The 14,756-nt window shown below is 53.4% G+C and carries 12 protein-coding genes and 5 pseudogenes; 12 read left to right on the forward strand and 5 right to left on the reverse strand.

Features of this window, described 5'->3' with window-relative positions:
- Window positions 1-37: 37 nt before the first annotated feature.
- From C3F36_RS16165 to C3F36_RS16190, 6 genes and pseudogenes are all read left to right on the forward strand, one after another.
- Window positions 38-1,131 (forward strand): annotated as a pseudogene (locus C3F36_RS16165) (IS3-like element ISAeme20 family transposase); the annotation flags it as partial.
- 33 nt (window positions 1,132-1,164) lie between these two features.
- Window positions 1,165-1,554: pseudogene (locus C3F36_RS16170) on the forward strand (IS481 family transposase); the annotation flags it as partial.
- Between the two features lie 205 nt (window positions 1,555-1,759).
- Window positions 1,760-3,325, forward strand: a complete 1,566-nt coding sequence (gene istA / locus C3F36_RS16175) for an IS21-like element ISAs27 family transposase (RefSeq protein WP_043851823.1) — start codon at window positions 1,760-1,762, stop codon at window positions 3,323-3,325.
- Window positions 3,326-3,347: 22 nt separating this feature from the next.
- A complete protein-coding gene (istB, locus tag C3F36_RS16180) occupies window positions 3,348-4,103 on the forward strand; it encodes an IS21-like element ISAs27 family helper ATPase IstB (RefSeq protein ID WP_043851824.1) in 756 nt (251 codons plus the stop codon).
- 79 nt (window positions 4,104-4,182) lie between these two features.
- Window positions 4,183-4,707 (forward strand): annotated as a pseudogene (locus C3F36_RS16185) (IS481-like element ISAs19 family transposase); the annotation flags it as partial.
- Between the two features lie 90 nt (window positions 4,708-4,797).
- Window positions 4,798-5,745: an IS30-like element ISAs2 family transposase gene (locus tag C3F36_RS16190; RefSeq protein WP_104454191.1), complete on the forward strand. Its 948-nt coding sequence runs from the start codon at window positions 4,798-4,800 to the stop codon at window positions 5,743-5,745.
- A 126-nt stretch (window positions 5,746-5,871) separates the two neighbouring features.
- On the opposite strand, the pseudogene C3F36_RS16195 reads toward C3F36_RS16190, so the two are convergent.
- The 3 genes and pseudogenes from C3F36_RS16195 to C3F36_RS16210 form a co-directional block, all read right to left on the reverse strand.
- Window positions 5,872-6,063: pseudogene (locus tag C3F36_RS16195) on the reverse strand (IS5/IS1182 family transposase); the annotation flags it as partial.
- 218 nt (window positions 6,064-6,281) lie between these two features.
- A complete protein-coding gene (locus C3F36_RS16200; protein ID WP_026141915.1) occupies window positions 6,282-7,262 on the reverse strand; it encodes an IS5-like element IS5 family transposase in 981 nt (326 codons plus the stop codon).
- Window positions 7,263-7,513: 251 nt separating this feature from the next.
- On the reverse strand, window positions 7,514-7,936 hold the full coding sequence (locus tag C3F36_RS16210) for a MarR family winged helix-turn-helix transcriptional regulator (RefSeq protein ID WP_081999320.1): 423 nt from the start codon (window positions 7,934-7,936) through the stop codon (window positions 7,514-7,516).
- Between the two features lie 353 nt (window positions 7,937-8,289).
- Here C3F36_RS16210 and C3F36_RS16215 point away from each other — a divergent pair, with 353 nt between their 5' ends.
- The 3 genes from C3F36_RS16215 (at window position 8,290) to C3F36_RS16220 (ending at window position 10,090) form a co-directional block, all read left to right on the forward strand.
- A complete protein-coding gene (locus tag C3F36_RS16215) occupies window positions 8,290-9,240 on the forward strand; it encodes an IS1595-like element ISKpn3 family transposase (RefSeq protein WP_043851557.1) in 951 nt (316 codons plus the stop codon).
- Complete coding sequence (locus C3F36_RS23355; protein WP_158656132.1) at window positions 9,233-9,658, forward strand: flavin reductase; 426 nt, start codon at window positions 9,233-9,235, stop codon at window positions 9,656-9,658. The genes C3F36_RS16215 and C3F36_RS23355 overlap by 8 nt, the downstream gene beginning before the upstream one ends.
- 63 nt (window positions 9,659-9,721) lie before the next feature.
- Window positions 9,722-10,090 (forward strand): putative zinc-binding protein, encoded by a 369-nt coding sequence (locus C3F36_RS16220; protein WP_050555278.1) that lies wholly within the window; start codon window positions 9,722-9,724, stop codon window positions 10,088-10,090.
- A gap of 72 nt (window positions 10,091-10,162) precedes the next feature.
- Here C3F36_RS16220 and C3F36_RS16225 read toward each other — a convergent pair.
- Window positions 10,163-10,518 (reverse strand): annotated as a pseudogene (locus C3F36_RS16225) (transposase); the annotation flags it as partial.
- 271 nt (window positions 10,519-10,789) lie between these two features.
- Here C3F36_RS16225 and istA (C3F36_RS16230) point away from each other — a divergent pair.
- The 3 genes from istA (C3F36_RS16230) (at window position 10,790) to C3F36_RS16240 (ending at window position 14,182) form a co-directional block, all read left to right on the forward strand.
- Window positions 10,790-12,331: an IS21-like element ISAs29 family transposase gene (gene istA, locus C3F36_RS16230; protein WP_104454439.1), complete on the forward strand. Its 1,542-nt coding sequence runs from the start codon at window positions 10,790-10,792 to the stop codon at window positions 12,329-12,331.
- Between the two features lie 14 nt (window positions 12,332-12,345).
- Window positions 12,346-13,101, forward strand: coding sequence for an IS21-like element ISAs29 family helper ATPase IstB (gene istB, locus C3F36_RS16235; RefSeq protein WP_104454438.1), 756 nt, complete (start codon window positions 12,346-12,348; stop codon window positions 13,099-13,101).
- A gap of 100 nt (window positions 13,102-13,201) precedes the next feature.
- On the forward strand, window positions 13,202-14,182 hold the full coding sequence (locus C3F36_RS16240; protein WP_104455441.1) for an IS5-like element IS5 family transposase: 981 nt from the start codon (window positions 13,202-13,204) through the stop codon (window positions 14,180-14,182).
- A gap of 37 nt (window positions 14,183-14,219) precedes the next feature.
- On the opposite strand, the gene C3F36_RS16245 is transcribed toward C3F36_RS16240, so the two are convergent.
- Window positions 14,220-14,750, reverse strand: a complete 531-nt coding sequence (locus C3F36_RS16245; protein WP_158656134.1) for a hypothetical protein — start codon at window positions 14,748-14,750, stop codon at window positions 14,220-14,222.
- Window positions 14,751-14,756 lie beyond the last annotated feature (6 nt).

Consider the following 14,756-nt stretch of genomic DNA (forward strand, 5'->3'; position numbering starts at 1 on the left):
GGGAAAAAGTGTCTGGACCTATGGGGTCAAATCCAGCCAAGCTGAAGCCGCCAGAAGGTTGGGTATTGCCAAAGGCACACTGAGCAACTGGGTGGTCGCAGCCAAAGGAGGAAAGGATACATCGGCCATTCCCGGAGCGCGTTCTGTCGCCGAGCTGGAGGCTGAAGTGGCCCGGCTACGCAAAGCTCTCGCACAAGCCAACATGGAGCGCGACATCATAAAAAAGGCCGCCGCGTACTTTGCTCAGGAGTCACTGCCAAGTACGCGTGGATAGCCAACCAACAGGACCTCTATCCCATTTCCGTTATCTGTCGTGTGCTGGAGGTCTCTCGTGCGGGCTTCTACCACTGGCGCCACCGTCCACCGTCACAGCGCCAACAAGAAGATGAACGACTCAAGGTCGCCATTCGGGCTGCTCACAGCAAGACGCGCCAGACCTATGGCGCAGCGCGTTTACAAGCTGAGTTGGCCGCCGAAGGATTTTACGCTGGGCGGGACCGGATTGGACGATTGCGCCGTGAAATGGGGTTGTCTTGCAAACAAAAGCGCAAATTCAAGGCGACAACCCATTCTGCTCATTCCCTGCCCGTGGCGGAGAATCTCCTTGGTCAGGTCTTTGCGCCGACGAAGCCCAACGAAGTCTGGACCGGTGATATCACCTATATCGCCACCGACGAAGGCTGGCTTTATCTGGCTGGTCTCAAGGATGTGTTTACCTGTGAGATAGTGGGTTATGCGATGGGAGAGCGAATGACCACCAGGTTGGTCAGTCAGGCGCTGTTTCGGGCTGTGCAGCAGAAGAGGCCACCCGTTGGGCTTATTCATCACACAGACCGGGGCAGTCAGTACTGTGCCAAGGCTTACCGGGCTCTCCAGGTACAATTTGGCATGCAGACCTCCATGTCACGCAAGGGGAACTGCTTCGACAATGCCCCGATAGAAAGCTTCTGGGGGTCTCTTAAAAATGAACTGGTTCACCACCATAGATTCGAGACGAGAGCGGAGGCCAAGGCAGCGATTCAGGAATACATAGAGATTTTTTACAACCGCCAGCGTCGGCATTCACGACTTGGCAATGTCAGCCCGGCGGAGTTTAACAAGAGGTATTGGAGAACTGCTCAGGCTGCTTGATCCGGGACTGTCCGATCTTGTCAGGACACCTCAAGCCGTCAGCAGTTCTACGAAATTCGCCGTAATTACCAGACCTATGGCGCCGAGGGATTGCTCGACAAATTGCCCGGCTGTAAAGGGGCTCATCCCAATCGGGTCGCTCCCGAGATTGAACAGGCCATCCTCGATTACTCCCTCACCAGACCAACTCATGGCCCGCTGCGGGTCGCGCAAGAACTGGCTCTGCAAGGCATCAATGTCAGTGCGGGCGGTGTGCGTGGCGTGTGGCAACGGCACGACTTGCTCTCCAAACACGACCGCTTGCTGCGCCTTGAGAAAACTCACCGGGAGCAGACCATTGAGCTCAATGACGAGCAGATTCGCCTGCTCGAACGCTTCAGCCCCGAGTTTCGCGAACGCCAGATTGAGGTTCACTACACCGGAGTGCATATTCCCACGCATGGCGATCGCTCAATAACATTCATGCCGATCACGTAATAACATCCATGCCGATCACTCAATAACATCCCACGCCGATCACTTTTTACCCTCGATGGGAAACCATGATCGGCATCCATGTTATTGGTGACTTTTTCTCCCCGCTTCGTTAAACCCGCACTTTCCCATCTGCTCCAACAGAGGAACGTGCATGTCTGCGAGGCCTATCACTGTGAGAAAACTCAAAGAAATTCTTCGCCTTAAATATCAGGCTCAACTGGCTCATCGGCAGATCGCCCTCAGCCTGCATATCTCTCCTAGCACCGTATCCTATTACCTCAACCGGGCGGCTCAACTGGGTATCATGACCTGGCCCCTGTCTGAGTCCTGGGATGATGTCTCCCTGGAGCGCGCATTTCTCAAGACCTGCTCTGTCCATAAAACTCAGCACAAACCCACTCCCAACTGGGCCTTGTTGCATCAGGAACTCAAAAAACCAGGTCAAAAAGGCGTGACCCTCGAGCTGCTATGGCAGGAGTACGCCGAGCGCCATCCAGGCTCCCACTACAGCTACAACCACTTCTGTCGGCTCTATAAAGAGTGGGCGGCGCTGCTGCAACCCTCGATGCGGCAGACCCATATTGCGGGCGAAAAACTCTTTGTCGACTACTGCGGCCAGACCATGCCCATTGTCGATCCGCATACCGGCGAGATCCTTTACCGGGCCCAGATCTTTGTCGCCGTGCTGGGGGCCTCCAACTACACCTTTGCCGAGGCCACCCGCTCCCAGCAGCTCGATGACTGGGTGATGAGCCACAAGCGCGCTTTCGAGTTCTTTGGCGGTGTGCCGCAATTGGTGGTACCTGATTGCCTCAAGAGTGCCGTCAGCGTGGCGCGCAATACCGATCCGGATCTCAACCCTACCTACCAGATGCTGGCGGCCCATTTCGGTACGGCGATCATGCCCGCGCGGCCCCGCAAGCCGAAGGATAAGTCCAAGGCGGAGGTGGGCGTGCAGATCGTCACCCGCTGGATCCTGGCGGTGCTGCGTCATGAAACCTTCCATAGCCTGGCCCAGCTCAATCAGCGAATGGGTGAACTGCTGACCCGGCTCAACCAGAAATCCTTCCAGAAGCTGCCTGGCTGCCGTGCCTCACTGTTTGCCGAGCTCGATGCACCGGCGCTCAAGCCGTTGCCGGATTATCCCTATCACTACACCAAAGTAGTGCCGGTGCTGGTTGGTAAGGACTACCACGTCGATCTGGAAAAGCACTATTACTCAGTGCCCTATGCCTTGCAGGGCAAGCGGCTGGAGGCGCATCTGGCCGAGCATACCGTCACGCTGTACCACGCGGGCAAGATCGTGGCCGAACACCAGCGGAGTCATCACAAAGGCCAGCACAGCAGCCTGCGTGAACACATGCCCGCGCATCATCAGGCACTGCTGGAGTGGTCGCCAGAGCGACTGCTTGGCTGGGCGGCGTCCATCGGCCCCTACACCACGCATTGGGTGGATGGCTTTATCCGGCAGGCAGAGCATTCGACGCAAGCGGTGCGCCCTTGCCTGGCCTTGCTGGGGCAGAGCAAAACCTATGGCAAGGAGCGGCTGGAAGCGGCCTGCCTCCGGGGGCACCTGACCGGCGCCAACCGGCTGCACAACATCCGCAGCATGCTCAAGCATGGCCTGGAGGAGCAACAACTCATTGCCAACGAGCGACAGGATCCGCTGCAAGACATCCGTCATGACAATGTCCATGGCGAGCACTACTTCCACTAACCCCACGGATCAGGAGAAGCCGATGCAATTACACCTCGATGAACAACTAAGCCGCCTGCACTTGAGCGGCATGAAACAGGCTCTGAACCAGCAGCAGGCCCAGAGCATGCTGTACCTGGATATGGGTTTTGAAGAGCGGCTGCAACTATTACTGAGCCATGAGCTGGTGCAGCGGGAGCAGAGGAAAACCAACCGCCTGGAGAAGCAAGCCCGGTTCCGGCTAGCCGGACAGGTGGAGCAGCTCGACTATCGGGCGGGTCGAGGCGTGAGCAAAGCGCAGATCCGCCAACTGCTGGAAGGACACTGGCTGAGTCATCAACAAAACCTGCTGCTAACGGGCGCGGCAGGCTGTGGCAAGAGTTACCTGGCGTGTGCCCTGGGCCGTTACTTTATCCGGCAAGGAGTGGGCGTGCGGTATTACCGGCTGAAAACCCTACTTGAAGAGATGCGACTGGCCCAAGCGGATGGCAGCTATCCGAAACTGCTGGAGCGGGTAAGCAACATAGGGGTACTGATCCTGGATGACTGGGGCATGGAGATGCTGGACGCGAGCGAACGCAGCAACCTGCTGGAGATCATCGATACCCGCTACGGCAACGTCTCAACGATAGTGGCGAGCCAATTGCCGGTGGAGAAGTGGTACGGGATGATCGGAGAGGCAACCTTCGCCGAGGCGATCTTGGACCGACTGATCCACAGAGCGGTGCGCGTGACCTTAACGGGAGAATCGATGAGAAAACAGGGCGCCAACTTGACCGATGCCGATCAGGCGGAGTAAAAGGAAGACGCTATAAACGCGGGCAGAAAAAAAGTGATCGGCATGATGTTATTGGCTGATCGACATGATGTTATTAGCCACCGGAGAACTGGTGGCGGTCGACACCTTCTTCGTCGGCGCGCTCAAGGGGGTTGGCAAGGTGTATCTGCAAACCGTGCTGGACTGCTATAGCCGCCACGCCTGGGGACGGCTCTACACCAGCAAGCTGCCGGTGACCTCGGTTCATGTGCTCAATGAAACGGTACTGCCGTTTTTCGAGGCCCACGAGGCACGGGTCTATACCATCCTGTCGGATAACGGGCGCGAGTTCTGTGGACGTCCTGACCACCATCCCTACGAGCTGTTCCTGCAACTGGAGGGGATTGAGCACCGGACAACCAAGGTACGCAGGCCGCAGAGCAACGGCTTTATCGAACGGCTGCATCGCACACTGCTGGATGAACACTTCCGTATCAAGGGGAGGACGACCTGGTATGAGTCGGTAGAACAGATGCAGACAGACCTGGATAGCTACCTGGAACACTACAACACCCAGCGGCCACATCAAGGCAGGATGATGGAGGGACAGACGCCTTACAGCATGTTCAAGCGGGAATTCAGATAATAAGTGCGACACTCATGGATGAATGGCGAGAGGTGGCCAACTGCTGATTGGTGGTACCCTTCTGCTCGCCAAAGTAAAAGCAGTATCACCATGAGCTATCAGCAGTTGACCGAGGGGCAACGATACCAGTTATCGGTGCTTCGCGCACAGGGGATGTCCATCCTTGCCACCGCACGCGCCATTGGCGTTCATCGCTCCACCCTCTACCGGGAGCTGCGTCGTAACGCCGGGCCGCAGGGCTACCAGCCAGACAATGCGCATCAGCACGCCACCCACCGACGGGCCAGTGCGGCCAAATCTCGGCTATCTGCCGATGTCATCCAGTTTGTCGAGCTGACACTCGCCTGGTGGTGGAGCCCGGAGCAGATAAGCGCGGTGGGCAAGCAGATAGGCCTCATGGTGAGTCACGAGTGGATATACCGCCATGTGGCCGCCGACAAAGCCCGGGGTGGCCAGTTGTACCGCCATCTGCGCCAGGGCCACAAGCGCTACCGCAAGGGGGCGAGCAGCCTGCGTTCTCCCATCAAGGAAGCCCGCTCTATTGATGAACGGCCGGCTATCGTCGATAGCCGGGAGCGGCTCGGTGATTGGGAGGCGGACACGGTGCTGGGCAAGCAAGGCACAGGTGCACTGGTCACCCTGGTGGAGCGCAAGAGCCGGCTCTATCTGGTCAAGCGGGTCGCGAGCAAACAGGCTGGGGTGGTGCGGGATGCGATAATCGAGATGTTAACGCCCTACATCGAGCAGGTGCATACCATCACCTTTGACAACGGCGGCGAGTTTGCCGAACACAAGGCGATAGAGGAAGCGCTGGGTGCCGAGACTTACTTTGCGCACCCTTACTCTTCGTGGGAGCGCGGTCTGAACGAGAACAGCAATGGGCTGTTGAGGCAGTTTATCCCAAAGGGAACAGACCTGAGAGAGGTCACGGACGAGGATGTCAGGAGAGCGGAGCAGTGGCTCAACCTACGACCTCGGAAATGTCTCGGATTCAGGCAGCCTGTCAAGGTATTCGAAGAGTACTGTCAGGCGGCATAGGCGAGTGTCGCACTTCGAAGTTGAATTCGCGAAGAAGGGTCTGAAATTGATACCGAAGGAAGTGCGCAGTAAAGTAGCGTAAACAAGACACCGGTTTGAGGCCGGTGTCAGGTGATAACTAGATCTGTACATGCGTAGCATGGTTTCCAGCGGATAAGGTCGCCGGCCATTACCAGCCTTGGGGTAAAACGGCTCGATGACTTCCACCATGTTTTGCCATGGCAGAATCTGCTCCATGCGGGACAAGAAAATCTCTTTTCTGGTCTGACGGCGCTTACAGCTGAATTCACTGTCGGCGAAGGTAAGTTGATGACTCATGATGAACCCTGTTCCATGGCTCCAGATGACAAACATGATCTCATATCAGGGACTTGTTCGCACCTTCCCTAGGGAAGGTGCGAATAAGCGGGGAAATTCTTCTCGGCTGACTCAGTCATTTCATTTCTTCATGTTTGAGCCGATCTTTTCTCCCGTAAATGCCTTGAATCAGCCTATTTAGACCGTTTCTTCGCCATTTAAGGCGCTATTCCCAGTTTTTAGTGAGATCTCTCCCACTGACGTATCATTTGGTCCGCCCGAAACAGGTTGGCCAGCGTGAATAACATCGCCAGTTGGTTATCGTTTTTCAGCAACCCCTTGTATCTGGCTTTCACGAAGCCGAACTGTCGCTTGATGATGCGAAATGGGTGCTCCACCTTGGCCCGGATGCTGGCTTTCATGTATTCGATGTTGATGGCCGTTTTGTTCTTTCGTGGATGCTGTTTCAAGGTTCTTACCTTGCCGGGGCGCTCGGCGATCAGCCAGTCCACATCCACCTCAGCCAGCTCCTCGCGCTGTGGCGCCCCTTGGTAGCCGGCATCGGCTGAGACAAATTGCTCCTCTCCATGCAGCAGATTACCCAGCTGATTGAGGTCATGCTCGTTGGCCGCGGTGGTGACTAGGCTGTGGGTCAGGCCACTCTTGGCATCGACACCAATGTGGGCCTTCATGCCAAAGTGCCACTGATTGCCTTTCTTGGTCTGATGCATCTGCGGATCGCGTTGCTGCTCTTTGTTCTTGGTCGAGCTGGGTGCCTCAATGATGGTGGCATCGACCAAGGTGCCTTGAGTCATCATGACGCCTGCTTCGGCCAGCCAGCGATTGATGGTCTTGAACAATTGGCGGGCCAGTTGATGCTGCTCCAGCAGGTGGCGGAAATTCATGATGGTGGTGCGGTCCGGCAAGGCGCTATCCAGGGATAACCGGGCAAACAGACGCATGGAGGCGATTTCGTACAGAGCATCTTCCATCGCGCCATCGCTCAGGTTGTACCAATGCTGCATGCAGTGAATGCGTAACATGGTTTCCAGCGGATAAGGTCGCCGGCCATTACCAGCCTTGGGGTAAAACGGCTCGATGACTTCCACCATGTTTTGCCATGGCAGGATCTGCTCCATGCGGGACAAGAAAATCTCTTTTCTGGTCTGACGGCGCTTACTGCTGAATTCACTGTCGGCGAAGGTAAGTTGATGACTCATGATGAACCCTGTTCCATGGCTCCAGATGACAAACATGATCTCATATCAGGGACTTGTTCGCACCTTCCCTAGAGTGATACACATCCTTCCTGATAACGAAAGTATTGATTTAATCCTTTTCGCAGACCACGAAAAAATATATTCACAAGTCATATTTTATTGTAAGCAGTTCAATGTGAATTATGACTAGAGTATTCTGGTAATTAAGTATGAGCAATTCACTTGCTCATACTCTTAGTACATAATGTTTTTTACTGGTCAGCATCATAGTTTTCATTCAGTGCTGTAATACGTGCTACTTGGAAAGTATTTTGAAGCGATTGTAATTCTGTTTTATGCTGCTGTGCCAATTGCTGTAAATATTCTCTCCCTTTGTCTGTTAAATACACATCTACTTTGCGCTTGTCATTTTCATTTTTCCGCCGTTCAACAAGGTCCAACTCCTCACATCGCGTAAGTAAAGCTACTGTAGCATGATGACTCATTTGTAGCCTTTCCGCTAGTTCACCCACGCTTGCCCAGTTGCGCCCTGGGTATCCTTGAATGTGCAGGAGGGATAAATATTGTAATGGTGTGAGCCCGAGCTCCTTGGCCGCAGTTTCACTAAAGTGAAGAAAACGCTTTAACTGATAGCGAAACTCAGAAAGTGCCTCAAATTGAGCTTTTGTTAGCATAGCTTACTCGGTTGTTGACTTCTTAGGTGAAATACAATAAGTTCAATTATATCACACTGTGATATATAATTTGTAGTGTTTCTGTTACAAAGGAGATGGCAATGCATAAGCAAGTTCACCCAAAATCACTTTATTGGGGAAACACCGTAATTCTACTGAGTACCATCGATGATACTGATACAACTAACATTACACCAATATCATCGAGTTGGTCTCTTTCGAATAATATTGTCATCGGCCTCAGTCTAAATTCAAAGGCTATCGAAAACATTGAGAATCCTGATTACCCATGATTAGCAGTCAGTTACCACGAACTATACTGATCTTACGTACAGTTATCGAGGTGCGAGATCATGGCCAAAAGCAAAATCCAATTCCAGAAAGGCTACAGCCTGTTTGAGTTTCTCAAGGACTATGGCACTGAGGCTCAGTGCGAAAACGCGCTGTTCACTTGGCGTTTTCCTAACGGCTTTGTCTGCCCTGAATGTGCCAACAAGACCTGTTGTCGCCTGAGAAGGCGGCCACGTGTGTGGCAATGCAATCACTGCCGTCACCAGATGTCATTGACTGGAAACACGATTTTCGCAAACACCAAGCTCCCACTGACCAAGTGGTTTCTGGCAATGCACCTGTTGTCACAAACCAAAACAGGCTTGTCAGCGATGGAGCTAAAGCGCCAGTTGGGCGTCAAATATGACACCGCCTGGATGCTCAAGCACAAGCTGCTGCAAGCCATGAAAGAGTCCGATGACAAGCAGCCCATCAGCGGCATCATTCAGCTCGATGATGTCTACTGGGGTGGCGAGCGCCGTGGTGGCAAACGGGGTCGGGGCGCGGCAGGCAAGACGCCGTTTGTGGCAGCAGTGGCCCTGAACAAGGAAGGACATCCAATCAAGATGCGGATGACGGTGGTCGATGGTTTCAAAACCAAGTCCGTTGCTGATTGGGCAAAACGGCATATTGCCAGTGGTAGCGCGGTGATATCCGATGGATTGGCCTGTTTCAAAGCGGTCAAGGAGGCCAATTGTGAGCACCTGGGAGTTGTCACCGGGGGCAACCTGGACTGGCTGGATCATCCGGCATTCAACTGGGTAAACACGATGATAGGAAATGTGAAAAACTCGCTGCGGGGCAGTTGCCATACGCTCGGAGCGAAGCATTTACCAAGGCATCTTGCGGAATACTGCTTCCGGTTTAATCATCGTTTTGACCTCAATAGCATGTTGGTAGAATTGGGGCATGCAGTCGTGGCAAGCCCTCCGATGCCATATCGGCTCTTGAAGCTGGCTGAGGGTCATGGGTAATCAGGTTGAGAATTGTCCAGAAGTCGTATTGAATGTTGCATCAGACAACCTTTCGGATAGAATTGAATCTATTGCCAAATTGACCGGAAAGGATCCTGTCCCATCTGAAAAGATAGGTTTCAGTTATTGTGGTAATAAATTTGCTCTTGGTGGATTTACAGAGCTGGCGTCCTGTACCGTTAAACCATCTCGTATCCAAGAATGTTTAATTCAGGTCGAGTGTTTAGTTGAACATATAACAAAGCGCAATAATTTTGCTATCGTTGAATTGCGAGCCACTCATGTGCATGCAGATGCATCTTTACTTAAAAAAGATGACGTTATTGACGCGGATTTGTGGAGCCCTCTGATTTATAATTTCAGGAGTTACCACGGAATTACCAGCGCTATTGGTAGAAACTTTAAATTTGATAATTGATTTCGCAGATGCCCTATTTATTAAGGGCATCTTCATGGGACTATGATTTTTAAAGGATGTTTTATGAGTGAATGTTTACGTTCTTTACCATTGGTTTATTCATGCTCTGGTTGTTCAAGTGCAGCGCAGATGGCAAACTATATGGCTATTCAGCTAGATAAACGAGGTGATGCAGAAATGTCCTGCATTGCAGGTGTTGGTGGAAACGTAAAGCATTTAGTCCGTATAGCAAAGTCTGGTAGATCGATCATTGCTATCGATGGATGTCCTTTACAATGTGTCAAAAGTTGTTTGGCTATTCACAATCTCACTCCTACAAATCATGTCTTATTGAATGAGCATGGAGTCAAAAAACTTCAGAAAACAGATTTTGATTCTGATGAAGCGGATAGGCTTGTTTTTGAAATCGCACAGTTATTAACTCTTCTATAAGAGGTTGCTCCTCAAATTTATCGGTATGTATTATTCATACGTGGCTATAGATATGGGGTACCACCTATCCGATTACCCATGATCTTCCCGATATGGCATCAGATGGATCGCGAATTCAACCAGCATGCTCTTGATGCCAAAACGATGCTTAAATCGGAAGCATCATTCCGTCAGATGATTTGGTAGAGGCTTGGTTCCAAGCGTATGGCAACTGCTCCGCAGCGAGTTCTGCACACTCCCTATTATCGTGCTTACCCAGTTGAACGCAAGATGCTCCAGTAAATCCAGGTTGCCTCCAGTGACGACACTCAGGTACTTGTCAATGACATCTGGTGACGGCAGTGATTGCATTGCCACACACGTGGCCGCCTTCTCAGGCGACAACAGGTCTTGTTGGCACATTCAGGGCAGACAAAGCCGTTAGGGAAGGTGCGAACAAGTCCCTGATATGAGATCATGTTTGTCATCTGGAGCCATGTGCATATTCCGGCTGATCATGAACACCGATTCCGGTTCAACGTGAACACCATTTCCGGACCAATGTGAACGCTCATTCCGGTTCAACCTGAACACTTTGCCCCTCCTTTCCGGAAACAGTGTTCAACATCCCGGAATCACTGTTCACATTCACCGGAATCATCCTTAACGCATTGATTTAACAACCTTTGATACGCTCTCCCTTTTGCCAGGGAAGAGCCTATGTCTGCCAAGAGGATTGCAATGCGTAAAATTCGTGAAGTGCTGCGACTGCGGCTGGAGGCTGACCTCTCTGTTCGCCAGATAAGTTGCTGCACCAAGGTCAGCGTTGGCTCCATCCAGAAACTCCTCAAAAGTGCCCAGGCGCTCGGCCTGACCTGGCCCTTGCCCACCGAGCTTGATGATGCCCGACTGGCTGCCCTGTTCTATCCGCAGGCCGATACCACCATCTCGGCCCGCCATGTCGTGCCGGATTGGCCCTCTGTCCATCAGGAGCTCAAGCGCAAGGGGGTCTCCAAACAACTGCTCTGGGAGGAATACACCCAGCGCTATCCCAATAGCTGTTACAGCTACTCCCAGTTCTGCGACCGTTACAAGTCCTGGTGTCAGTTGCAAAAACGCTCCATGCGCCAGATCCACAAGGCGGGGGAAAAGCTCTTTATCGACTACTGCGGGCCCACGGTGCCCATCGTCTCGCCCTCCACGAGTGAGATCCGTCAGGCCCAGATCTTTGTCGCCGTGCTTGGTGCGTCCAACTACACCTTTGCCGAGGCCACCTGGTCACAGTCACTGCCGGACTGGCTGCAAAGCCATGTCCGTGCCTTTGAGTTTTTCGGCGGGACCCCGGCACTCCTGATCCCCGACAATCTCAAGAGCGGTGTCAGCAAGGCTTGCCGTTACGATCCCGAGCTAAACCCCAGCTACCAGCAGTTGGCCGAGCACTATCAGGTGGCAGTGATGCCAGCTCGCCCTTATAAGCCTAAGGATAAAGCCAAGGCTGAAGTGGGAGTGCAGATCGTCGAGCGCTGGATCCTGGCTCGTCTACGCCATCAGACCTTCTTCTCGCTTGCCGAACTCAACCAGTGCATCCGGGCTTTGTTGAATGAGCTCAACGAGCGCCCGTTCAAGCAGCTGCCCGGTAACCGACGCGAGGCGTTTGAGCAGTTGGACCGCCCGGCACTGGGGTCACTACCGGTGCATCCCTATCGCTATGTCGCCATCAAAACGGTCAAGGTCAACATCGACTATCACGTCAGCTATGAGCAGCACCATTACTCGGTGCCGCACCAGTATGTGGGTCAGCAACTGGAGCTCCATGCGGGCGATACCCTGCTTCAGGTCTATCACCAGCAACAGCTGGTCGCGAGCCATCCACGTAAAACCATCCCGGGGATGAGCACGCTCCCTGAGCACATGCCGGAACGTCACAGCAAGCAGCAACGCTGGACGCCAGGGCGTCTTAAGCAGTGGGCTGCTGACATCGGACCGGGCACCTTGTGCTGGGTTAGCGAACGGCTGGAAGAAAAAGCCCATGCCGAGCAGGCATACCGACTCTGCCTGGGTCTACTGAGTCTTAGTCGAGAGTATCCGCCATCACGGGTCGAGGCTTGCTGCCAGTTGGCTAACCGGGAAGGACTGGTGCGGCTCAAGCAGCTCAAGTCGGTGCTGACCAGTGGCCGCGACCAACTGCCCGCAAGCCCGCTGAGCTACCCAGAGTTACCGCAAGAGCACGAGAACATCCGTGGCCCCCAGAGCTTCCACTAAAGAGGATACGCCCCATGACCCAACAAACCCTGACCCGCCTGAGAAACCTGAAACTGACCGGCATGGCGGATGCCGTGCAACAACAACTTGAACAGGCGAGTACCTACGAAGGGCTGCCCTTCATCGAGCGGCTAAGCCTGCTGGTCGAACACGAACAACTGAGCAGGGAGCAGCGTAAGCAAGCTCGGCTGGTCAAGCAGGCAAGGCTCAAACTCCAGGCCACGGTGCAGGAGCTGGACTACCAGTCAGCACGCAACCTAGAGCGGTCACAGGTAGCAAACCTGGCCCAAGGAGAGTGGCTGCGCCGGGGCCAGAACCTGCTCATTACCGGCCCCTGTGGCTGTGGAAAAACCTACCTGGCTTGTGCGCTGGGCTACCAAGCCTGTCAGCAAGGGCATAGCACTCGTTACTACCGGCTGCCGCGTCTGCTACTTGAGCTGAGCCAGGCCAAGGTAGATGGCAGTTACGCCAGGCTGCTGGGTCAACTGGCAAGGATAGAGCTGTTGATCCTGGATGACTGGGGACTAGAAGCGGTGAATGCCGAGCAGCGCAACGCCCTGCTGGAGATCATGGATGATCGGTACGGGAAATACTCGACGGTAGTGGTCAGTCAGCTGCCAACGGAAGAGTGGTACGCGAGCTTGGGGGACAACACTCTGGCAGATGCGATCCTGGACCGGCTGATGCACAACGCTCACCGGCTGTCACTGAAGGGAGAATCGATGAGAAAGAGGAGAAGTGAGTTGACCCAATCTGAACACTCGAGTTAGAAACGGGGTGACGTGAGCGCGTTAAGGATCAGGGTGTTCACGTTGGCCGGAATGGCTGTTCAACTTCGCCGGAATACGCAGCCATGAAAAAGGGTTCATCATGAGTCATCAACTTACCTTCGCCGACAGTGAATTCAGCAGTAAGCGCCGTCAGACCAGAAAAGAGATTTTCTTGTCCCGCATGGCGCAGATTCTGCCATGGCAAAACATGGTGGAAGTCATCGAGCCGTTTTACCCCAAGGCTGGTAATGGCCGGCGACCTTATCCGCTGGAAACCATGTTACGCATTCACTGCATGCAGCATTGGTACAACCTGAGCGATGGCGCGATGGAAGATGCTCTGTACGAAATCGCCTCCATGCGTCTGTTTGCCCGGTTATCCCTGGATAGCGCCTTGCCGGACCGCACCACCATCATGAATTTCCGCCACCTGCTGGAGCAGCATCAACTGGCCCGCCAATTGTTCAAGACCATCAATCGCTGGCTGGCCGAAGCAGGCGTCATGATGACTCAAGGCACCTTGGTCGATGCCACCATCATTGAGGCACCCAGCTCGACCAAGAACAAAGAGCAGCAACGCGATCCGCAGATGCATCAGACCAAGAAAGGCAATCAGTGGCACTTTGGCATGAAGGCCCACATTGGTGTCGATGCCAAGAGTGGCCTGACCCACAGCCTAGTCACCACCGCGGCCAACGAGCATGACCTCAATCAGCTGGGTAATCTGCTGCATGGAGAGGAGCAATTTGTCTCAGCCGATGCCGGCTACCAAGGGGCGCCACAGCGCGAGGAGCTGGCCGAGGTGGATGTGGACTGGCTGATCGCCGAGCGCCCCGGCAAGGTAAGAACCTTGAAACAGCATCCACGCAAGAACAAAACGGCCATCAACATCGAATACATGAAAGCCAGCATCCGGGCCAAGGTGGAGCACCCATTTCGCATCATCAAGCGACAGTTCGGCTTCGTGAAAGCCAGATACAAGGGGTTGCTGAAAAACGATAACCAACTGGCGATGTTATTCACGCTGGCCAACCTGTTTCGGGCGGACCAAATGATACGTCAGTGGGAGAGATCTCACTAAAAACTGGGAATAACGCCTTAAATGGCGAAGAAACGGTCTAAATAGGCTGATTCAAGGCATTTACGGGAGAAAAAATCGGCTCAAACATGAAGAAATGAAATGACTGAGTCAGCCGAGAAGAATTTCCCCGCTTATTCGCACCTTCCCTAACTGATCTATCGTTGATGCTAGCAATCTCTTGCTCACCAAAATATGGAAGGAGGTGATTCTTGATCAGGCTTATGTAGTATGTATCTATAGGCTTAGAGCGCTTCAAGTAGAATTGAACGATTTCATTCGCTATTGTTTTAAACGTAATACCATTTTTAAGCGCAACACCACTCGATAATTTAATTTTTAACATCAGTGCTATTTGATGTGCTTCGGACGTTGCATCTCGTAAGTCGAGTTTCCGTGTGCTCTGACGATAGTCATGAATGCCATCTGCTGGTTGATAGACTCTGCAGTGCCACCTGGAGCTGCCTTTTTGTTTGAATAGTGTTATGCCCCCGCCCAAATCATGACGATTTTTGAACGTGCTCTGACTGTCAGCCTCGATCCTCTCTGCCAGCATTCCGGCGTTTTTCAAGATAGT

It is taken from the genome of Aeromonas sp. ASNIH2, from assembly GCF_002934795.1.
GTDB lineage: Bacteria > Pseudomonadota > Gammaproteobacteria > Enterobacterales > Aeromonadaceae > Aeromonas > Aeromonas caviae.